This window comes from Streptomyces sp. NPDC043878, assembly GCF_056435735.1.
The window spans coordinates 89,554-108,668 of record NZ_JBWKDW010000018.1 but is presented as its reverse complement, the minus strand read 5'-3'; the positions used below and the strand labels follow the sequence as shown (position 1 = coordinate 108,668).

Genomic DNA, 19,115 nt, shown 5'->3' with positions numbered 1-19,115 from the left:
ATGGCCGACACCGAAGCTACGCACGCGGAACGGCAGGGGGAAGGCACCCCGGAGACTGCCGATGGTCCAAGCCTGCGAAATACTTGCGGAGCTGCGGTGATGACCGCTTCTGGCGGAAACTTTCACTACGGGGAAAACCGAGGCAGGGACTGACGTGCACGAAGACACGAACGGTGACGGGCACCGGGCCGAACCCGCCCGGTCACCGAATGGTGTGGACCAGGTCGGCAGGACCGAGGCGGGCCCGGCGGGCGCGGACCGGATCGGCCTGGACCAGGTGGACCCCGAGTACCTCTCCCTGGAACGCGAGTTGACGGTGCTGCTGCGGCGCGCCCGCGCCAACCAGGGCGAGATGGCCCGCGAGGTCCACCCGGACCTGGAGTCCGCGGCCTACGGCCTGCTCGTCCGCCTCGACGAGTACGGCCGCCAGCGCGCCACCGAACTCGCCGCCTACATCGGCGTCGGCAAGGCCACCATGTCCCGTCAGCTGCGCGCCCTGGAGGACCTCGGCCTGGTCGCCCGCGAACCCGACCCGGCGGACGGCCGCGCCTGGCTCGTCCACCTCACCGACGAGGGCCGCATCCGCGTCGGCAGGGTCCGCGAGGCCCGCCGCGCCCGTTACGTCAGCCAGCTCTCCCACTGGGACCGCAAGGAGGTCGCCGAACTGGCCCGGCTGATCCGGCAGTTGAACCAGGGAATGGAGAAGTAGCCCCACGTCACCCCGCGCCACCCCGCACCCGGCACGCCGCGCCCCGCACCCGGCACGCCGCGCCCCGCACCCGGCACACCGTGCCCCGCACCCGGCACCCGGCACCCCGCGCCCGGTGCCGCCGTCCCCCTCACAAGTCCGCGTACACCACCGTCGCGTCGTCGTGCGTCTTGCTCCGTCCCAGATACGTCCGTGACTCCGCGTCCGCCCGTTCCAGCGCCCGTACCTGGTCCACCAGTTCCTGCGGCCCCCTCTTGCGGACGAGGCCGAAGCAGTCCGCCCAGTCGCCCTCGCGGAACTTCTCCACCCACCGGGTGGCCCCGTCCGTCAGCGCGGCCAGTGCCCGCACCTCGCCGCGCGGCAACGACCCCGTCACCGCGCGCCCGGCCACCGCCGGGTCCGCGGCCGCCGTGAAGAAGCCGCCCTCCTTGTTGCGGAGCGTGGTGTCCACGAGCGCGTCGGTGGTGAGCAGGGCGCGCGGCAGACGTGCCAGCCGGTCGTCCAGCACCGCCGTGACCGCGCCCTCGGGGGACTCCAGCAGAAGGGCCGAGTCGGACAGGACCAGGTACTCGACCGTCTCCGGTGACCAGCGGGCGACCACCACCGTCGCCTGCGGTGTGCGTGGGTGAGAAAGGTCACAGGACGCCTGGTGGGCCTCGGCTGTTCGAAGGATCGCCCGGGAGAGGATCTCCGGCAGCGTCAGATCCCGTGCCGAAACGGTCAGTTCGGTCAGGGCGCCCCCGAGCCGGCCGCTGAACCACGGCACCGAGTGCACGCAGCCCGTTCCCGTCGTCGGCGGCGTCACCCCGTCCAGGACCACCAGCGCGCCGCCCAGTCCGGAGGCCGGTAGCGCGACGGCGGAGAAGTCCTCGTTGGGGCGGACCGGATCACCGGGCTCCGAAACAAGTGCAGTGCGCATCCGGCCAGTCTGCACGAGCCTTTCACGACATCCACCAAAGGCTGCCAACGGTCCCGGAATTGACGCCCCTGTGCAGGTCAGGCGCCTGGTTTGGGGTGGAATGGCTGACTCCGCCGGGACGTGGCGGCGAATCCTGCCACCGGCTGCCCCTGACGTCCAACCGGCCCCGCGGGCACGCCCCTCGCGCGCGCCCGGGAAACTTGCCCGCCCACTCTCCTTGGGGGTTCACTCCTTCGGGTGGCGGGGCAGGTGATGCACGACCACCGCCCACCCGCACTGGGAGGGTCGGGACCGATGGGTCCTCCGCGCGCGCCGAGCCGAGCGTGGAGGAGGGTGCACGCGTGATCGGCACCAGTTGACGCAGCGTCACGCGGGCCCATGAGTACGACGAGTCAGGAATGCGAGCACCGGTGCAGAAGACGCGGCCTCGTCGCACAGGCAAGCAGACGGCCTCCGAGGGCGGCGCGGAGCGCACCCCTGGCACCGCGGGCACCCCGGGCGCGCCGGTCGGCAAGGGCCGTCCCACCCACGTGCGCACCCGGCTCATCCTCGCCGTCGCCGTCGTGGCCGCGGCGATCGCCGGAGCCGGCGCCCCGTCCCTCGTGGACGCCTCCGGCCGACTGAACGACTCGCAGGACCTGGTGACCCTCGCCGGGCAGACCCAGGACGCCCTCTCGCTCGCCCACTCCCTGGCCGACGAGCGTGACGAGGTCACCGCCTTCATCGCGGCCGGCCGCGCCAAGACCGAGGCGCCCTCCGAGCAGCGCGGCGCCCGCGTCGACCGGCAGGTCGAGGAACTGCGCGCCGACACCGACACGCCCGCCTCGCTGCGCGCCGACCTCGACGGCATCGCGACCGTGCGCCGCGCGGCGCTCACCGGCCGGAGCAGCGCCCTAGAAGCGCACCAGGCGTACTCCGCCGTCATCACCGAACTGCACGGCCTGGCCGAACAGCTCGCCCGGCAGACACCGCCGCGGGCCGGCGCCGGCGCCTACGCGCTCGCCGAGCTCGACTCCGCCGTCCAGCAGGCGGCCGCCGCCCGCGGGCTGCTCCTCGCGGCCCTCGACGTGCCGCGCCGCACGCAGACCGTCATCGACCCCGCGACCGGTCTGCCCACCACCTCGACCACCTCCTCGGACGCGGAGGCCAAGCAGCGCGACGCCCTCACGGCCGCCGCCCAGCAGGCACGTCTGCGCTCCGACGCGGCCCTCGCCGACTTCCACGCCACCGCGCCGCAGGCCGCCCGCACCTCGTACGACTCCGCGGTCACCGGGCCCGAGGCCGACTCCGCGGAGAAGTACCTCGCCTCCCTCACCGACCAGCCGACCCTCTCCGACGGCGAACTCGGCACCAGCGCCAAGAAGGCCGACGCGGCGCTCTCCGCCCGGGTCGACCTCATGCGCGGCGCGGAGGCCGCGCTCTTCGACCGCCGTACCAAGGAACTCGCCCGGCTGCGCGACGACGACGTGACCGAGCTGGAGGTCCGCGTCGCCCTCCTCGGCGCCCTGATGCTGTTCACGGTCGGCGTCGCCACGGCCATGGCCCGCACGCTCACCCGCCCGCTGTCCGTGCTGCGCCGCGGTTCCGCCCGGCTGGCCGGGGCGCCGGACCCCACCGCCGAGGAAGCCATCGCGTTCACCGGCCGCAACGACGAGTTCGCCCAGGTCGTCCGGTCCGTCAACGCCCTGCACGCGCACGCCGCAGCCCTGCACGAACGCGTCGCAACGCTGGAGGCCGACCGCAGGCACCTGGTCGGCCAGCGGCAGAAGATGGCCGACGCCCGGGAGGAACTGCGCGCCGAACTCGCCGACTCCGGCGACCAGCTGGAGCGGCTGCGCACCAGCATCGGCGGCACCTTCGTCAACCTGGCGCTGCGCACCCTGGGTCTCGTCGAGCGGCAACTCGCCGTCATCGAGGGCCTGGAGGAGCGCGAGCAGGACCCGGACCGGCTGGCCACGCTCTTCAAGCTGGACCACTTCGCCACGGTCATGCGCCGGCACAGCGAGAACCTCCTGGTGCTGTCCGGCACCGAGCACGTGCAGCAGCACGCCGGTCCGGTCCCGCTCGTCGACGTCGTACGGGCCGCGGTCAGCGAGATCGAACGCTACGAGCGGGTCCGGATCGCCGCGCTGCCGCCGCACGCCCACGTCGCCGGGTTCGCCGCGGACGACCTGAGTCATCTGCTGGCCGAACTCATGGAGAACGCCACCTCGTTCTCCCCGCCCGACCTGCCCGTCGAGGTCTCCGGCTGGCTCCTGGAGAACGGCGAGGTCATGCTCTCCGTCCAGGACGAGGGCATCGGCATGGCCGAGGCGCGGATGAGCGCCCTCAACGCCCGCCTCGGCGAGTTCGACCCCGGGGCGCCCTACGACCAGGAGGGCGAGGAGGGGCTCGGGCTCGGCCTGTACGTGGTGGCCCGGCTCGCCCACCGGCACGGCGTCCGGGTGCATCTGCGCGAGCAGAAGCAGGGCGGGGTCGCCGCCGTGGTCGTCCTGCCGAAGTCGCTGCTGGCGGGCGCGCCGGCCGCCGCCGTCCCGGCGGCCTCACCCACGGCCGGCGGCACCCACAGGTTCTCCCTGCCGGGCGCCGACGCCGAGGCCAACTCTCATGTGATCGGCGCCCGTTCGGCCGGCGACGACACCCTGGTCGCGCTCGCGGAGAAGGCCGTACGCGGCGCGGAGCCCGTCGAGGAGAGCCCGGCCCCCGAGCCCGCACCGGCCGCCACCCGCGCCCCGGCCCCGGCCGAGACGCCGGCCGAGACCACCATGGAGCTGCTGCTCCCGGCGCCGGGCCCGGCGGACGGCCCGGACGGCCCGGACGCGAGCCACCCCACCGAACCCGCCGGCCCCACCGAACCCGCCGGCCCCACCGAACCCGCCGGCCCCACCGAACCCGCCGGCCCCACCGAACCCACCGACCTCGCCGAAGGCGTCGAGGAGGGGCAGGAGCACGAGGCCCCGGAGGCCGGGGAACACCAGCGGGTCCCCGACGCCCCCGAGGACCTCGTCACCGACAAGGGTCTGCCCAAGCGCACCCCGAAGATCACCGAACAGGCGTCGGCCCCGCGTGTGCGGACCGGCTCCGTCGACGCCGAGGCGCTGCGCCGCCGCCTGGGCGGCTTCCGCCGGGGGGCGGACGCCGGATACCGCGACGTGCGGGCGGAGATCGCCGAACGCCAGGACCGCACGTCGGCAGGACCAGCTGGACCCGCAGAATCCGCAGAAGTCACGGGGGGCACAGCCGAGGAGGCAAGCAGTTGACCGCGCCCAGTACCTTCGGACTGAGCAGTGAGGCCCGCAATCTGCACTGGCTGCTGACCAATCTCGTCGAGGAGGTGCCGGGCATCCAGTCCGTCGCGGTGGTCTCCTCCGACGGCCTGCTCCTGCTCTCCTCCGACCCCGGCCGCAACGCCGGGGCGCGGGTGAGGGCCGGAGAGCGGCCCACCGGGCCGCGCGGCTCCTCCGCCGACCTGGCCACCATCGTCTCCGGGATCGGCAGCCTCACCATCGGCGCCGCCCGGCTGATGGACTCCGGGCCGGTGAAGCACACCATGGTCGCGATGGACGAGGGCAGCCTCTTCGTGATGTCGATCAGCGACGGCTCCCTGCTCGGCGTGCACGGCGCCGCGGACTGCGACATGAGCGTGGTGGCCTACCACATGGCGCTCTTCGTGGGCCGGGCCGGCCATGTGATGACGCCCGAACTCCGCAGCGAGCTACGACAATCCCTCGCGGGCGAGTCGACCGGGGGTGCCCGATGAGCATCAGTGGCAGCACGCCGAACAGGCTTCCCGTGCGCGGCGGCGACCGCAAACCGGCCCGCGTACGCCCCTACTCGCTCACCGGCGGCCGTACCCGCTTCGGGCATGTCCTGCTCGTGGAGACGTTCGTCGCGAGCACCGCCGCGCTCGAAGCCGGCGAGGAGCGCAGGGAACTGCCGAAGGGGTCCCTCTCCAGCCGGGTCATGCCCGAGATGCGGGCCATCGTCGAGCTGTGCCGCCGTATGCGCACGGTGGCCGAGATCGCCGCGCTGCTGAAGATGCCGCTCGGAGTGGTCCGCGTGCTGCTGAGCGACCTCGCGGACCAGGGAAGAATCCGTGTGTACGGCACCGGGACCGGTCACGGTACGGGCCGTCCGGACCGCGCTCTGCTGGAAAGGGTGCTGAGTGGACTCCGTCGTCTCTGACGCCGCCGCCTACGGCGTCTCCCCGCTCCTCGACGAGGAGGAACCCCCGAGGTCCTGGCAGACCGACCGCACCCGCGCGCCCATCGCCACGAAGATCGTGGTCGCCGGCGGGTTCGGGGTCGGCAAGACGACGCTGGTGACCGCCGTCTCGGAGATCACACCGCTGCAGACCGAGGCGCTGATGACCGAGGCGAGCGAGGACACCGACGACCTCACCGCCACCCCGGAGAAGGCGACCACCACGGTCGCCATGGACTTCGGCCGTCTCACGCTCGACGACGACCTGGTGCTCTACCTGTTCGGCACGCCGGGTCAGCAGCGGTTCTGGTTCATGTGGGACGACCTGGTGCGCGGCGCGATCGGCGCCGTCGTGCTGGCCGACACCCGCCGCCTCAAGGACTGCTTCCCGGCGCTCGACTACTTCGAGAGCTGCGGACTGCCGTACGTCGTCGCCGTCAACCACTTCGACGGCAGTGAGCGGTTCGAACCCGTGGACGTGCGGGAGGCGTTGACGATCCCCGCGCACGTACCTGTAATGATCATGGACGCGCGCCGTCGGATCTCGGTGATCGAGACCCTGCTGACCCTGGTGGGCCACGCGCTCGACGCCACCCCCGAGTAGTCGCGATTTAGGAGTCACCACCCGCATGCGGAAGATACTCGTCGTCGGAGCCGGCCAGTCCGGTCTCCAGCTCGCCCTCGGACTCCAGTCGCACGGGTACGAGGTCACCCTGATGTCGAACCGGACGGCGGACGAGATCCGCTCCGGCCGGGTCATGTCGACGCAGTGCATGTTCGACACGGCGCTCCAGCACGAGCGGGACCTGAAGCTGAACTTCTGGGAGTCCCAGGCCCCGAAGATCGAAGGGCTCGGCGTGTCCGTGGCGGCGCCCGGTTCGCACGAGCCGGGTCCCACGCAGCGCGCGATCGACTGGGTGGGCACGCTCGACGGGTACGCGCAGTCGGTCGACCAGCGGGTGAAGATGGCCGGCTGGATGGAGACGTTCGCGCAGCGCGGCGGCCAGCTGGTCATCCACGGCGCGGCGGTCGGCGACCTCGACTACTTCTCCCGCACCTACGACCTGGTGCTCGTCTCGGCCGGCAAGGGCGAACTGGTGTCGATGTTCGGCCGGGACGCCTCCCGTTCGCCGTACGCCGAGCCGCAGCGCGCCCTGGCCGTCTCCTACGTCCACGGTCTGGGCCCGCGGCCCGAGCACCCGGAGTCCGACGCGGTCCGCTGCAACCTGGTGCCCGGCGTCGGCGAGCTGTTCGTCATGCCGACCCTCACCACCTCCGGCCGCGCGGACATCCTGTTCTGGGAGGGCATACCCGGCGGACCGCTCGACGTCTTCCACGGCGTCAAGGACCCGGCGGAGCACCTCTCCCTGACCCTGGAACTCATGGAGAGGTTCGTCCCCTGGGAGTACGCGCGGGCCACCAGGGTCGAACTGACCGACGGAGGCGGCACGTTGGCCGGCCGGTACGCGCCCACCGTCCGCAACCCGATCGGCCGGCTGCCCGGCGGCGGCCTGGTCCTCGGGGTCGCGGACGTCGTCGTGGCGAACGACCCGATCACCGGGCAGGGCTCCAACTCGGCGTCCAAGTGCGCGGCCGCCTACCTCGACTCGATCCTGGAACACGGGGACAAGGAGTTCGACGGCACCTGGATGCAGGCGACCTTCGACCGCTACTGGGACACCGCGCAGCATGTCACCAAGTGGACCAACGCCATGCTCGCGCCGCCGCCGGAGCACATCCTGAACCTGATCGGCGCGGCCGGTCAGCTCCAGCCCGTGGCCGACCGCTTCGCCAACGCGTTCAACGACCCCGCGGACTTCGAGAACTTCTTCTACGAGCCCGAGAAGACGGCCGCCTACCTGGCCTCGGTGACCGCGGGCTGACCGGGGCGGGGGAGGGGGCCCGCCAACCGAGCGACGGCGGCTCCCTTCCCCCGGCCCGGCTTCTTCCCCGGCCCGCCGCCTCCCTCGGGCCCGTCGGTGGGGCGCCGCCCCGCCCCTAACGGGCCGCGGGGGCCGTGCCGCGCGCCCGGTCCGGCAGCTTCGGCGGCCTGTAGTGCCGCAGCGGTGCCGCCTGCGGGTCCGGGCGGACGGCGCCCAGGATCGGGTTCGCGGCGATCGGGGAGACCTTGATCCGCGCGCCGGGACGCGGTGCCTGCACGACCTTCCCGCCGCCGATGTAGAGAGCCACATGGGTGGCCTCGGGGAAGTACACGACGAGGTCGCCGGGGCGCAGCTCGCTCAGCGGAATCCGCTTGAGCCGCGCCCACTGCTCCTGGCTGGTGCGCGGGAGGGACCGCCCGGCGTGGTCCCAGGCCTGTGAGGTCAGCCCCGAGCAGTCGTAGGACCTCGGCCCCTCCGCGCCCCACTGGTAGGGCTTGCCGACCTGCCGTACCGCGTACCGCACGGCGCGGTCGCCCTCCCGCGAGGGCTTCGGCGTACCGCCGGCCTTGCCGTCGCTCAGGTCGTCCGCCGGGTCGCCCAGCGCGCCGGAGGCGACGAGGTCCCGCTGTGCCGTGTCGACGCCCTTCTCCTCCAACTCGGCCAGCGCGGCCACCTGTTCGGCGCTCAGCGAGACGAGCAGTTCCTCGACGTCATGGAGCCGCCCGCGCACCTCGTCCCGTTCCTTCCGCTTCCGTTCCGCGAGGGTGAGCTGGTCGTCGAGCGCCTTGCGTGCCCGGCGGGCCAGGGCGTCGGCCTTCCGCTCGCTTCCGGCCAGCCGGCCCACCGTCTCGGCCCGCTCCCGCGCCAGCTGCCCGATGACATGGCCCTCGTCGAGCGCGTGCTGCGGGTCACGGGCGAGCAGCAGCCGGATGTACGGGGAGAGGGCGGTGCTGGTCTGGTACTGCTGCCGGACCAGCCTGCCCGCCGCCCCGCGGCTGTCGCGCAGGGACAGCCGCGCGCGGGAGAGCGCGCGTTCCAGCCGGGCGGTCTCGGCGCGCTGCCTCGCCAGCTTCTCCTCGGTGGCGTTGTACGCCTCGGTGGCCCGCTCGGCCTCCCGGTACAGGCGCTGAAGGTCCGTCAGCAGCGTGGCCGTGGAGGCTTCCCCGGCGCCCGGACCGGGGCCCGGGACGGGCGCGGCCGCCGCGGGCAGCGGTGCGAGAACGGTGCCGGCCGCCACCGCCGCCGTACACACCAGACGCAGGAACCTTCCTGACACGCCATCACCTCCGACGCGCAACGGACCGTCCGTTCCGCATCGCGAGCATCAAACGGGTCCGCGCGATCCGCGCGCCGGGTGTGCGCGGTTCGGCGTAACGAGGTCACCCGTCGGTGGCTTCCGGGTTGCCGCCCGGCGTGGCGTCCGGCCTGGACCACGGCCACCTGAGCCGGCCTCCGTCGTCGCCCTCGGGGTCGTAGGCGTACTTCCATCCCCGCGGGAGGCCGAGCCGCTTGCTGAGCCCGATCGGCTCCCGCCGGTAGACGAGCACGGTGGGCGGGCCGCCGCCGGCGTCGGGGACGGGGATGCGGTAGGTCTTGGGCGGCTGCCCGGTGGGTCCCAGCAGCACGGGCAGTACCCGGCCGTCCATCGGCCCGCCCTCGAAGGGGGTGTCCTGACTCTTCACGGCACCAGTGTCAGCCATCCGCCGCGAGGGCCTCGACCAGCGCGGCCGTCTGCGGGTCGCGGCCCGCGGTCACCGACAGCACGGCCACGAACTGCTCGACCAGCCAGTCCCGCAGTTCCCCGACCGGCGGCTGCTTGCCCTCGTCCAGCCAGATCAGGGACGCGGCCTCGACCGCCGTGATCCACATCCGTACGGTCATCCGCAGCAGCAGACCGGGCCCGGTGACCCGCAGATGGCCGAGGATGTGCTCGGCGGCGGCCCGCCGGACGCCGTCCACGATGGCCGTCGTCCGGGAGGTCTCCACGACGCTGCCGCCCTGGAGCAGTGCGCTGAAACCGGCGTCGTGCTGGTCGACGAAGGTGAGGTAGCGGTCCAGGGCGCGGGCCAGCCGGGGGAGCAGCGGGCCCTCGCGGGGCTCGTCGAAGCAGTGCCGCAGCTCCTCGGCGGCCGAGTGCAACGCCGCCTCGTAGAGCTGCTGCTTGCCGCCCGGGAAGTAGCGGTACACCAGCGGCCGCGACACTCCGGCCGCCTCCGCCACGTCGTCCAGGGACACGTCCTCCGGCAGCCGGTGCGCGAACAGCGACAGGGCGGCGTCCAGCAGCTGGCTCCGGCGTTCCTCGACGCTCAGGCGGCGGTAGGCGGGGGTGGCCGCGGAGGGGGTCATATGGGGCAGCGTAACCGGCCTGCCCGGGACGCCGCCTACGCGAGCAGCCCGGACGACTTCCACAGCCGTCGCCCGGCACCGCGCAACACCCCGATGTCGTCGAGGAAGTCGGTCAGCTTCTTCGCCCCCGACTGCATGACCTCCCGACGGTGTCCGCTGGCCCGCACCTGCGCGACGGCCTCCCGCCGGTCCAGGCCGACGTTCGTGTAGACCTCCGGGTTGACGAACGCCACGGAGAACACCCGAGCGAACTCGCCGGACGTCACCCGGGTGAACTCCTGCGACCACCGCGGGGCCGTCACCATCTGCCGCCGCAGCTCCTCGCGGGCGTACCGCACATGGCGCGCCTCCTCGACCACGTGGATGCGGGTCACGCCCCGCACCAGGGTCTGCACCCGCTCGTCCGGGAAGGTCAGCCGCTGCATCCAGTCGAGGACCTCCTCGCCGAGGAGTGTCGCCGTGAACGAGCCGGGGGTGGTGGAGATGGTCTTGAACAGCCGGCCCAGGTTCAGGTGGGCGCGGCTGACCGGGTACCAGGGGGTGTCGCCGTGCGAGATCAGCCGGGCGAACATCTTCGAGTGCCGGCACTCGTCCTCGATCTCGGTCAGCGCGTAGCGCACGTGTGCGCTCGTCGCCGCCTTGTCGTAGATGTGCCGGACCAGCAGCTGCATCAGGATCAGCTCGAACCAGATGCCGAGCGAGGCGAGCGCCGCGGCCTCGTGCTGCGAGAGCAGGATCCGCTGTTCCTCACCCATGCGCTTCCACAGCGGGGTGTCGTACAGCGACACCAGCTCCGGCGGCCAGAACCACTTGCCCTCCTCGAAGGGCGCGTCCCAGTCGAGTTCCGTGTCGGGGTCGAAGGAGTGCCTGGCGGAGGAGACGAGCAGCCGTTCGGCCACCTGTTCGCGGTCCTTGAGCAGGCCGAGCGCGTCCCGCAGCCCGTCGAGCGCTTCGGCATCTGTGAGGGTCGTGGTCATGGCACTTATGAGACTGCCTGTCAGCAAGCTCGTCAATCCCCCGCGCGGGACTTGTTGACGAACCGTCTACCGCGTGTGAGCCTGCGGGACATGCCGACTCACGACCTGTACGCCACGGACCCGGGAGACTCCCCCTGGCAGGTGCCGGCGACGGGCGACGCCCGCTTCGACTGGGAGTACGACGACGGCCGCGACCGCCTCCTCGCCCTCTACCAGAAGGGCAAGGACAAGCAGTGGGACGGCCAGAAGCGCATCGACTGGGACCTGGAGGTCGACCCCTACGACCCCCTCGGCACCCCCGACGAGGCGATGTCCCTGTACGGCACGAAGTACTGGGCGAAGTTCAGCGACCGGGACAGGGCCGAACTGCGCCGGCACTACGCCTCCTGGCAGTTCAGCCAGTTCCTGCACGGCGAGCAGGGCGCGATGATCTGCGCCGCCCGGATCGTCGAGTCGGTCCCGGACCTGGACGCGAAGTTCTACTCGGCGACCCAGACGATGGACGAGGCACGGCACGCGGAGATCTACGGCCGCTTCCTCCACGAGAAGGTCGGGATGCTCTACCCGATCAACGACAACCTCCAGTCCCTGCTCGGCGACACCCTGCGCGACTCCCGCTGGGACATGCCCTACCTCGGCATGCAGGTGCTGATCGAGGGCCTGGCGCTCGCCGCCTTCGGCATGATCCGCGACACCACCGACAAGCCCCTGCCGAAGCAGATCCTCGCCTACGTCATGCAGGACGAGGCCCGGCACGTGGCCTTCGGCCGCATGGCGCTCCGGGACTACTACAAGCAGCTGACCGACGCCGAACTGCGCGAGCGCGAGGAGTTCGTCATCGAGGGCTGCTACCTGATGCGCGACCGGCTGCGCGGAGTCGAGGTGCTGCGCAACTTCGGAATCCCGGCCGCGGAGGCCGACGAGTACAGCGAGCGGTCCGAGTTCCTCGCCCTCTTCCGGAAGCTGCTGTTCTCGCGCATCGTGCCCTGCGTCAAGGACATCGGCCTGTGGGGAAAGCGGCTCCAACAGGCCTACGTCGACATGGGTGTTCTGGAACTGGGCGACTCCAGTCTCGACCGGCTGATGGCCCAGGACGAGGAGATCGCCGAGCAACTCGACGCGCAGAGGTTCGCGGCGGAGGAGCGGGAGCGGGTGGCGGAGGTCGCGGAAGCGGTCGAGGCGGGCGAAACCGCCTCCTGACATATGCCCCACATGCAGTAACGTGCTGACGTGTCCACGCCTCCACCGCCCGAGAGCCCCGACGGCCGCCCGCCGCAGCACCCCTACGGCCCGCCGCCGGCCGGGAACCCGTACGGTCCGCCGCCGCAGGCTCCCCACGGCGGGCAGCCGCGGGAGCCGCAGCCCGGCCCGTACGACCCGCCGCCCCAGGGCCCCCACGCCGCCGGCCCCTACGGCCCGCCGCCGCAGGGACCGCCCGCAGCTCCGTACGGACAGCAGCCCGCCGCGCCCTACGGCGCCCCGGCCCCCTACCCCCCGCAGCCGTACGGCGGCTGGGGCGCGCCCCCGGTGTTCCCGCCGCCGCCCAGGAAACGCCGGGTCGGGCTCGTGCTCGGCATCGTGGGCGGAGTCGTCGCCGCGGTCGTGGCGATCGTCGTGGCGCTCGTGCTGGTCGGCTCGGCGGCGGGCGGCGGCTTCCCCGAGGCCCGTTTCACCCTGAGCCTGCCGCGGACCCTGGCCGACGGGCGCTACGCACTCACCCAGGACCTCTCCGACTCCGAGGGGCGGAAGATCAAGGACGAGGCGGACGGCGCCTGGGACGCCAAGGTCACCGACAGCGTGGTCGGGCAGTACAGCCCCGGCGGCGATACGACCAAGGGCACCCTGGTGGTGTCGGGCATGTACGGCCGCTTCAAGAACACCGACGAGACCCGCGACAACATGATGAAGGGCGCCGCGCAGGGCGCCGCCGCGAAGGTCGCCGTCCCGCCGAAGGACTTCCGGCCGAGCGGTTCCGGGGGCGTCACGATCACCTGCGAGGTGCTCACCCGGGCCCAGGCCGGCACGGCACTGACCGTCCCGGTGTGCGGCTGGGCGGACGACAACACGGGCGCCTCCGTGGCCGAGGTGACCGTGGCGACGATGTCCCAGGACCCCTCCGAGGTCGACCTGGAGGCCGCCGCCGAGACGACGGCGAAGATCCGCTCCGACATGCGGAAGCCGATCAGGTGACGGGCCGCCCCGCGCAGGTCCCCGTGGTCCCGCGCGGGGCCTACGCGGGGCACCCCAGATCCTCGGGGACCGACGGGGTCACCGGCCGGGGCGCACCCGCGGTCCCGGTTCCGGTTCCGGTCCCCGTCCCCGCCGCGGCCTTCGCGTCGGCCGCGTCGGCCGCTCCCGGGCCGAAGGACGTCCGCAGGGTGAAGGCGTACGGCGTCGCTCCGTGCGTCCGCAGGTGCAGCAGCCGCCGCTCCGCCTCCGCGACCGTCGGCCGGTGCCCCGCCGGGACCCACCACAACGCCGTCATCGCCTCCCGCACCCGCTCGAACCACTCGCGTCGCCGGGCCAGCATCTCCCGGTGCCGCCCCTGGTACATGTAGGCGGTCAGCGCGTCGGAATCCCGCCACACCGACATGTTGACGATGAGCCACTCGTCCCCGAACACCGCGATGTCCGTCGCGTTGCCGGAGTCGCTCTCCAGCCGCCAGACGAACCCGTCGGCGGCGTCCGCGTCGGCGTTCACCGGGTCGAGCGCGTCGACGAAGTCCTGCAACTGCGGTGAGTCCAGAGGGGCGTTGAGGCGGGCGAGGTTGACCTGGGCGAGTTGGTACGCGGTGGCGGGCTCAGTCATGGCCGAACGCTAGGTCGGCCGCCCGCCACGCGGAACCCCCCGTCTCACAAGGCGGGCCGGTCGGGGCGGAACCCCCGGTACCGGCCGCACGAGGCGGGCCGGTCCGCGGTGGAACCCCCCGTCGCGCGAGGTGGGACGGCCTGGGTGGAACCCCGGTCGCATGAGGTGGGCCGGGCCGACGGAGGTCCCCCGTCGCACGAGGCGGGCCGGCCCGGCGCTCAACCCGCGCGTCCGGCACTCACCGGGCGAGGTCCGCCTCCGTCACCGGGCGAGGTCCGCCTCCGTCACCGGGGCGAGCACCGCCTCCGTCACCGGGCGAGCACTGCCTCCATCACCGCCCGCGCGATCGGCGCCGCCACCCCGTTCCCGCTGATCTCCCCCCGGTCCGCCGAGCCGTCCTCCACGACCACCGCGACCGCCACCTCCGGCTCCGTGTCGCCCTCCTCCTGCGCCCAGGACACGAACCAGGCGTATGGGACACCGGCGTTGCCGATGCCGTGCTGGGCGGTGCCGGTCTTGCCGCCGACCCGCGCGCCGGGGATCGCCGCGTTGCCGCCGGTGCCCTCCCGCACCACGCCCTCCATCAGCTCCTTCATCCGCGCCGCGGTCGACTCCCGCATCACCTGGCGCGCGGGGCGCGAGCCGGCCGTGGTGAGGGTCGCACCGGAGTCGGTGGTGGTCCGCTCCACCAGGTAGGGCGCGCGCAGCTGCCCGCCGTTCGCGACGGCCGCCGACACCATCGCCATCTGCAGCGGAGTGGCCCGCGTGTTGTACTGCCCGATCGACGACAGCGCGAGCTGCGCCCGGTCCACCGAGGTGTCGAAGGTGCTCGGCGCCACGGAGAACGGGACGCGCAGCGCGGTGTCGTTGAAGCCGAAGTTCCGCGCGGTGGCCGTCATCCCGGCCACGCCCACGTCGACGCCCAGCTTCGCGAACACCGTGTTGCACGACCACTCGAACGCGGCCCGCAGCGGCGCGTCCTCGCACCCCTCGCCCTCGTTCGTCAGCGAGGTGGTCGTCCCGGGCAGCCTGTAGGGGGCCGGGGAGCGGGTCGGCTCGTCGAGATCGGTGATCACCCCCGCGTCCAGCGCGGCCGCCGCGGTGACCACCTTGAACGTCGAACCCGGCGGATAGGTCTGCCGTACCGCCCGGTTGAGCATCGGCTTGTCCCGGTCGCCGACCAGCCGCGCCCAGGACCGCTGCGCCGCCGCACCGTTGCCGGACAGCGCCGCCGGGTCGTACGACGGGGTGGACACCAGCGCCAGGATCCTCCCGGTCGACGGTTCGATCGCCGCCACCGCCCCCTTCCGCGCCCCCAGCCCCTGGTACGCCGCCTGCTGCGCCCCCCGGTCGAGGGTGGTGACCACGTCACCGCCGGTGCCCGGGGCGCGGGTCAGGTCGTGCCACAGGGGGAACGGCGAGAGCATCGGGTCCCGGCCCGACAGCACCGGGTCCTCGGCGTGCTCCAGGAACGTCGTGCCGTACAGCTGGGAGGCGAAGCCGGTCACGGGCGCGTACAGCGGGCCGTTCTCGTACGACCGCTCGTAGCGGAGCTGTCCGCCGCTGTCCCGGGAGCCGGTGACCGGTCGGCCGCCGACCAGGATGTCGCCGCGCGGCTGCTGGTAACGGGCGATGGTGGGGCGGCGGTTGGCGGGATTGCCGTCGTACGACCCGGCCCGGACGACCTGGACGCGGGCCGCGTTCGCCAGCAGGGCGGCGAGCAGCAGGGCGCAGAACAGGGCCGCGTGGCGGATGTACCTCGTCATGGGGCGGCCTTCCCGTCGTACTGACCGCGCGCCGAGTCGCTCACCCGGATCAGCAGCGCCACGATCGCCCAGTTGGTCACCACCGACGAGCCGCCCTGCGCGAGGAACGGCATCGCCATACCCGTCAGCGGGATCAGCCCGGTCACCCCGCCCGCGATCACGAACACCTGGAGCGCCAGGATCGAGGCCAGTCCGGCCGCGAGCAGCCGGCCGAAGGGGTCGCGCTGGTCGAGGCCCGCCCGGTAGCCGCGCTCCACCAGCAGTCCGTACAGCAGGAAGATCGCGGACAGGCCCGCCAGGCCCAGTTCCTCGCCCGCCGTCGCCAGGACGAAGTCCGACTTCGCCGCGAAGCCGATGAGGATCGAGTGGCCGAGGCCGAGACCGGTGCCGAGGATGCCGCCGGCGGCGAACGAGAACAGCGACTGGGCCAGCTGGTTGGGGCCCTGGCCCGCCTCGACCGACGCGAACGGGTGCAGCCAGTCCTCGACCCTGCTGTGCACGTGCGGTTCCAGCCAGCCGACGGCGACCGCCCCCAGCGCCGCCAGCAGCAGACCGACCGCGATCCAGCCGGTGCGGCCGGTGGCGACGTAGAGCAGGACGACGAACAGGCCGAAGAACAGCAGCGAGGTGCCGAGATCCCGCTCCAGGACCAGGACGCCGACGCTCAGCAGCCAGATCGTGACGATCGGGCCGAGCACCCGCCCGGTGGGCAGCTGGAGCCTCCTGAACCTCCGGGCGCGGCGGCCCGCGTACGCCAGCGCGTTGCGGTTGGCGGCCAGATAGGCGGCGAAGAACACCGCCAGCAACACCTTCGCGAACTCGCCCGGCTGGATGGAGAATCCGGCGATCCGCACCCAGATGCGGGCGCCGTTGACGGCCGGGAACAGGATCGGGAGGGTCAGCAGGCCCAGGGCCGCGACCACGCACACGTACGCGTACCGCTGGAGCAGCCGGTGGTCGCGCAGCAGGACGACGACCAGGGTGAACAGCGCCACGCCGACCGTGGACCACACCAGCTGCGTGGGCGCCGCCTCGTCGCCCGGCGTCTCCAGGTCGAGCCGGTAGATCAGGACCAGGCCGAGGCCGTTGAGCAGCACCCCGATCGGCAGCAGCAGCGGATCGGCGTCGGGAGCGCGCAGGCGCACCGCGCAGTGCGCCACCAGCGCGAGCACGCCGAGCCCGGCGCCGTAACCGGCGGCGCCGGGCGGGACGGTGCCGTGCCGGGCGAGGCCGACAGCGCAGTAGCCGTACACGCTGAGCAGGACGGCGAGCACGATGAGGGCCAGTTCGATGCCACGGCGCCGGGGGAGGCGTACCGCCTGAGCGGGTGGATGCGCCTGTGCCACGGTGGTTCCGGCATTGATCATGTCCGGAACTTACCCATTCGGTGCGTGTTGTCCATCGGTGTCATCAGCACCAGCGTGGCGCGGCACCGATGTTGTCGATGTAGCGCGCCGAGCCCCAGGCCCAGGTGCCGTCCGTCAGGAGGTACCAGAGCCGGTTGCCGTCGACGTTCTGGCCGCCGGCCTTGCAGAAGATCGAGACGATCTCGCCGCGGTGGGCGTACCGGATGATCTGGCCGCCGCGGTTCGGGGCGGCACGCAGCGCCAGCCTGCTCGCGGTGACCCGGCCCCGGTACAGCCGCCGGCCGTTCTGGTCGCCGTGCTGGTCGCCGCCGCCCTGCGCCTGGGTGTTCTGCGCGTCGGCGCCCTGGTTCCAGGTGGTGCCGCTCTGGGTGCCGGTGGCCTGGGTCCCGCCGCCCTGGTTCCCGGTGTCGCCCTGCTGGGTGGCGGCGGTGGCGGCGGTGGCGGCGGTGGCGCTCTGGCCGGTGCCCGGGTCGCCGCTGCCCCACTCGCCGTCCGCGGCGGCGGGGACGGCCGCGGCCGCGGCGAGCAGGCCGGCGACGGCGGCCGTTATGGCGATGCGGCGGGGGAGGGAGGAACGCAGGGACATGGGAGTACCTCCATGAGGGGCAGGTGTGCCGTAGGTCCCGAAGGTCTCGAAACCTGACTAATCGCCACATTAGGAGCGCGGTTCGGGCCGCGCCCGTCACACTGCGCCATCGGGGAGCGCTGGCCCGTCGGGCCTCCCCTGAGGCAACGTCAGCGTGGCGCACGCACCGCCGTCCGGCGCGTTCGCGAACTCCAGCCGCGCGCCGAGCACTTCCGCCTGGCCGAGCGCGATCGTCAGCCCGAGCCCGTGCCCCTTCGTCCCGCCCTCGGTGCGGAAGCGCTGCGGACCGTGCTCGAGCAGATAGTCCGGATAGCCGTCCCCGTGGTCCCGCACGGTCACCACCAATCCGTCCACCGTCAGCACCACCGGCCCCCGGCCGTGCCGGTGCGCGTTCGCCACGAGGTTGCCGAGCACCCGCTCCAGGCGCCGCCGGTCCGTCTCCACGCGGACGTCGCGGACGACGGTGACCGTGGTGGTCGTGGCGGTCGTGGCGGTCGGGGTGGCGGCGGGGTCTCCGGTCCTGTCCTCGGGCGGGGTGCGGGCGTCGGTCTTCACGGGCGGGGTGGCGGCGTCGGTCTTCACAGGTGAGGTGCCGGCGTCGCTCTTCACGGGCGGGGTGGCGGTGGAGGTGGCCGTGCCCGACGCCCGTACCACCCGCTCGGCCAGCGCGCCCAGCGGCTCCGAGTCCAGCTCCAGGCGCTCCCGCCCGGTGTCGAGCCGCGAGATCTCCAGCAGGTCCTCGGTGAGCGTGCGCAGCGCGGCCACCCGGTCCCGGACCAGCTCGGTCGGCCTGCCCGCCGGCAGCAGCTCGGCCGCCGCGTGCAGCCCGGTCAGCGGGGTGCGCAGCTCGTGCGCCACGTCCGCGGTGAACCGCTGCTCGCTCTGCAGCTTGCCCTGCAACGAGGCCGCCATCGAGTCCAGCGCGGCGGCCACCGCGGCCACCTCGTCCTGCCCCCGGTCGGTGTCCTTCGTACGGGGGTCACCCACCCGCGCGTCCAGGTCGCCGGCGCTGATCCGCCGGGCCACCTGGGCGGTCGTGTGCAGCCGCCGTGTCACCCGGGTCACCGCGAACGCGCCCACCAGCAGCGTCGCCCCGATGGCCAGCGCCGACGACCACACGATCGCCCGGTCCAGGCCGTCGATCGTGCTCTTGCCCTGCGCGTAGTCGACCTGCACGGCGAGGGCCCGCCCACCGTCGACCGGGCCCGCCGCCCACATCGTGGGGCGCCCGAGGTGCTCGCTCACCATCGTGCCGCGCTCACCAGCCGCGGCCAGCTTCCGCAGGGGCGCGGGCAGACCGGGCGGATCGACGCCGGTGCCCGGTGCGAGCGTGTCCCCGGCCTCGTACGCCGCCGTCGCCTCCGTCAGCCGGCCGAGGGCCAGGTCACGGGCCTGCCCGACCGTCTGGTTCGTGACCGACACGTGCACGAGCACGCCGAGCAGGGCGGCGAGCGCGCAGCACATCACGGTGATGAAGGCGGCGGACTTGGCGGCGAGGGTCCCGGCCCACCGGGGCAGGGCGAACCCCGGGCGCCCCGCCGCACGCCGCG

General features: G+C 73.2%; 18 protein-coding genes. 8 read left to right on the top strand and 10 right to left on the bottom strand.

What is annotated here, in order from left to right:
• The first annotated feature begins 154 nt into the window (after positions 1-154).
• Complete coding sequence (locus AC07AZ_RS24540; RefSeq protein WP_478851187.1) at positions 155-709, top strand: MarR family winged helix-turn-helix transcriptional regulator; 555 nt, start codon at positions 155-157, stop codon at positions 707-709.
• A 130-nt stretch (positions 710-839) separates the two neighbouring features.
• On the opposite strand, the gene AC07AZ_RS24535 is transcribed toward AC07AZ_RS24540, so the two are convergent.
• The gene (locus AC07AZ_RS24535) at positions 840-1,628 is read right to left on the bottom strand and encodes a protein phosphatase 2C domain-containing protein (protein ID WP_478851185.1); all 789 of its coding nucleotides are present in this window, start codon (positions 1,626-1,628) and stop codon (positions 840-842) included.
• A 398-nt stretch (positions 1,629-2,026) separates the two neighbouring features.
• Here AC07AZ_RS24535 and AC07AZ_RS24530 point away from each other — a divergent pair, with 398 nt between their 5' ends.
• From AC07AZ_RS24530 to AC07AZ_RS24510, 5 genes are read left to right on the top strand one after another with little or no spacing between them, the layout of a single operon-like run.
• Positions 2,027-4,888 (top strand): sensor histidine kinase, encoded by a 2,862-nt coding sequence (locus tag AC07AZ_RS24530; RefSeq protein ID WP_478851183.1) that lies wholly within the window; start codon positions 2,027-2,029, stop codon positions 4,886-4,888.
• Positions 4,885-5,388 (top strand): roadblock/LC7 domain-containing protein, encoded by a 504-nt coding sequence (locus AC07AZ_RS24525; protein ID WP_478851181.1) that lies wholly within the window; start codon positions 4,885-4,887, stop codon positions 5,386-5,388. The genes AC07AZ_RS24530 and AC07AZ_RS24525 overlap by 4 nt, the downstream gene beginning before the upstream one ends.
• Positions 5,385-5,813 carry a DUF742 domain-containing protein gene (locus AC07AZ_RS24520; protein ID WP_478851179.1) on the top strand — a complete coding sequence of 143 codons (429 nt, stop codon included), beginning with the start codon at positions 5,385-5,387 and terminating at the stop codon, positions 5,811-5,813. The genes AC07AZ_RS24525 and AC07AZ_RS24520 overlap by 4 nt, the downstream gene beginning before the upstream one ends.
• A complete protein-coding gene (locus AC07AZ_RS24515) occupies positions 5,794-6,435 on the top strand; it encodes a GTP-binding protein (protein WP_478851177.1) in 642 nt (213 codons plus the stop codon). The genes AC07AZ_RS24520 and AC07AZ_RS24515 overlap by 20 nt, the downstream gene beginning before the upstream one ends.
• Positions 6,436-6,460: 25 nt before the next feature.
• Entirely contained in the window at positions 6,461-7,714 is a 1,254-nt protein-coding gene (locus tag AC07AZ_RS24510) for a styrene monooxygenase/indole monooxygenase family protein (RefSeq protein ID WP_478851175.1), read from the top strand.
• Between the two features lie 115 nt (positions 7,715-7,829).
• Here the strand turns inward: AC07AZ_RS24510 and AC07AZ_RS24505 are convergent, their stop codons facing one another.
• The 4 genes from AC07AZ_RS24505 to AC07AZ_RS24490 all read right to left on the bottom strand — a co-directional run bounded on the left by AC07AZ_RS24505 (position 7,830) and on the right by AC07AZ_RS24490 (position 11,037).
• Positions 7,830-8,990 carry a C40 family peptidase gene (locus AC07AZ_RS24505; protein WP_478851173.1) on the bottom strand — a complete coding sequence of 387 codons (1,161 nt, stop codon included), beginning with the start codon at positions 8,988-8,990 and terminating at the stop codon, positions 7,830-7,832.
• A gap of 103 nt (positions 8,991-9,093) precedes the next feature.
• Complete coding sequence (locus tag AC07AZ_RS24500; RefSeq protein WP_478851171.1) at positions 9,094-9,396, bottom strand: hypothetical protein; 303 nt, start codon at positions 9,394-9,396, stop codon at positions 9,094-9,096.
• A gap of 10 nt (positions 9,397-9,406) precedes the next feature.
• Positions 9,407-10,060, bottom strand: coding sequence for a TetR/AcrR family transcriptional regulator (locus tag AC07AZ_RS24495; RefSeq protein WP_478851169.1), 654 nt, complete (start codon positions 10,058-10,060; stop codon positions 9,407-9,409).
• A gap of 35 nt (positions 10,061-10,095) precedes the next feature.
• Positions 10,096-11,037 carry an AurF N-oxygenase family protein gene (locus AC07AZ_RS24490; protein WP_478851167.1) on the bottom strand — a complete coding sequence of 314 codons (942 nt, stop codon included), beginning with the start codon at positions 11,035-11,037 and terminating at the stop codon, positions 10,096-10,098.
• Positions 11,038-11,127: 90 nt separating this feature from the next.
• Between AC07AZ_RS24490 and AC07AZ_RS24485 the strand changes: the two genes are divergently transcribed.
• A complete protein-coding gene (locus AC07AZ_RS24485) occupies positions 11,128-12,237 on the top strand; it encodes a ferritin-like domain-containing protein (RefSeq protein ID WP_478851165.1) in 1,110 nt (369 codons plus the stop codon).
• 30 nt (positions 12,238-12,267) lie between these two features.
• Entirely contained in the window at positions 12,268-13,227 is a 960-nt protein-coding gene (locus AC07AZ_RS24480) for a hypothetical protein (RefSeq protein WP_478851163.1), read from the top strand.
• Positions 13,228-13,267: 40 nt separating this feature from the next.
• On the opposite strand, the gene AC07AZ_RS24475 is transcribed toward AC07AZ_RS24480, so the two are convergent.
• From AC07AZ_RS24475 to AC07AZ_RS24455, 5 genes are all read right to left on the bottom strand, one after another.
• Positions 13,268-13,846 carry a DUF3291 domain-containing protein gene (locus tag AC07AZ_RS24475; RefSeq protein WP_478851161.1) on the bottom strand — a complete coding sequence of 193 codons (579 nt, stop codon included), beginning with the start codon at positions 13,844-13,846 and terminating at the stop codon, positions 13,268-13,270.
• Positions 13,847-14,154: 308 nt separating this feature from the next.
• The gene (locus tag AC07AZ_RS24470) at positions 14,155-15,612 is read right to left on the bottom strand and encodes a peptidoglycan D,D-transpeptidase FtsI family protein (protein ID WP_478851159.1); all 1,458 of its coding nucleotides are present in this window, start codon (positions 15,610-15,612) and stop codon (positions 14,155-14,157) included.
• Complete coding sequence (locus tag AC07AZ_RS24465) at positions 15,609-16,979, bottom strand: FtsW/RodA/SpoVE family cell cycle protein (protein ID WP_478851156.1); 1,371 nt, start codon at positions 16,977-16,979, stop codon at positions 15,609-15,611. The genes AC07AZ_RS24470 and AC07AZ_RS24465 overlap by 4 nt, the downstream gene beginning before the upstream one ends.
• Before the next feature lie 43 nt (positions 16,980-17,022).
• On the bottom strand, positions 17,023-17,565 hold the full coding sequence (locus AC07AZ_RS24460) for an SH3 domain-containing protein (RefSeq protein WP_478851154.1): 543 nt from the start codon (positions 17,563-17,565) through the stop codon (positions 17,023-17,025).
• 96 nt (positions 17,566-17,661) lie between these two features.
• On the bottom strand, positions 17,662-19,029 hold the full coding sequence (locus AC07AZ_RS24455) for an ATP-binding protein (protein ID WP_478851322.1): 1,368 nt from the start codon (positions 19,027-19,029) through the stop codon (positions 17,662-17,664).
• Between the last annotated feature and the right edge of the window lie 86 nt (positions 19,030-19,115).

What these genes read in the sequence shown, in the direction of transcription:
- AC07AZ_RS24530 (WP_478851183.1), top strand. Translation starts at nt 2,027, where the DNA reads ATGCGAGCACCGGTGCAGAAGACGCGGCCTCGTCGCACAGGCAAGCAG.
- AC07AZ_RS24535 (WP_478851185.1), bottom strand. Translation starts at nt 1,628, where the DNA reads ATGCGCACTGCACTTGTTTCGGAGCCCGGTGATCCGGTCCGCCCCAAC.
- AC07AZ_RS24470 (WP_478851159.1), bottom strand. Translation starts at nt 15,612, where the DNA reads ATGACGAGGTACATCCGCCACGCGGCCCTGTTCTGCGCCCTGCTGCTC.
- AC07AZ_RS24485 (WP_478851165.1), top strand. Translation starts at nt 11,128, where the DNA reads ATGCCGACTCACGACCTGTACGCCACGGACCCGGGAGACTCCCCCTGG.
- AC07AZ_RS24520 (WP_478851179.1), top strand. Translation starts at nt 5,385, where the DNA reads ATGAGCATCAGTGGCAGCACGCCGAACAGGCTTCCCGTGCGCGGCGGC.
- AC07AZ_RS24475 (WP_478851161.1), bottom strand. Translation starts at nt 13,846, where the DNA reads ATGACTGAGCCCGCCACCGCGTACCAACTCGCCCAGGTCAACCTCGCC.
- AC07AZ_RS24490 (WP_478851167.1), bottom strand. Translation starts at nt 11,037, where the DNA reads ATGACCACGACCCTCACAGATGCCGAAGCGCTCGACGGGCTGCGGGAC.
- AC07AZ_RS24510 (WP_478851175.1), top strand. Translation starts at nt 6,461, where the DNA reads ATGCGGAAGATACTCGTCGTCGGAGCCGGCCAGTCCGGTCTCCAGCTC.
- AC07AZ_RS24465 (WP_478851156.1), bottom strand. Translation starts at nt 16,979, where the DNA reads ATGATCAATGCCGGAACCACCGTGGCACAGGCGCATCCACCCGCTCAG.
- AC07AZ_RS24455 (WP_478851322.1), bottom strand. Translation starts at nt 19,029, where the DNA reads ATGTGCTGCGCGCTCGCCGCCCTGCTCGGCGTGCTCGTGCACGTGTCG.
- AC07AZ_RS24460 (WP_478851154.1), bottom strand. Translation starts at nt 17,565, where the DNA reads ATGTCCCTGCGTTCCTCCCTCCCCCGCCGCATCGCCATAACGGCCGCC.
- AC07AZ_RS24495 (WP_478851169.1), bottom strand. Translation starts at nt 10,060, where the DNA reads ATGACCCCCTCCGCGGCCACCCCCGCCTACCGCCGCCTGAGCGTCGAG.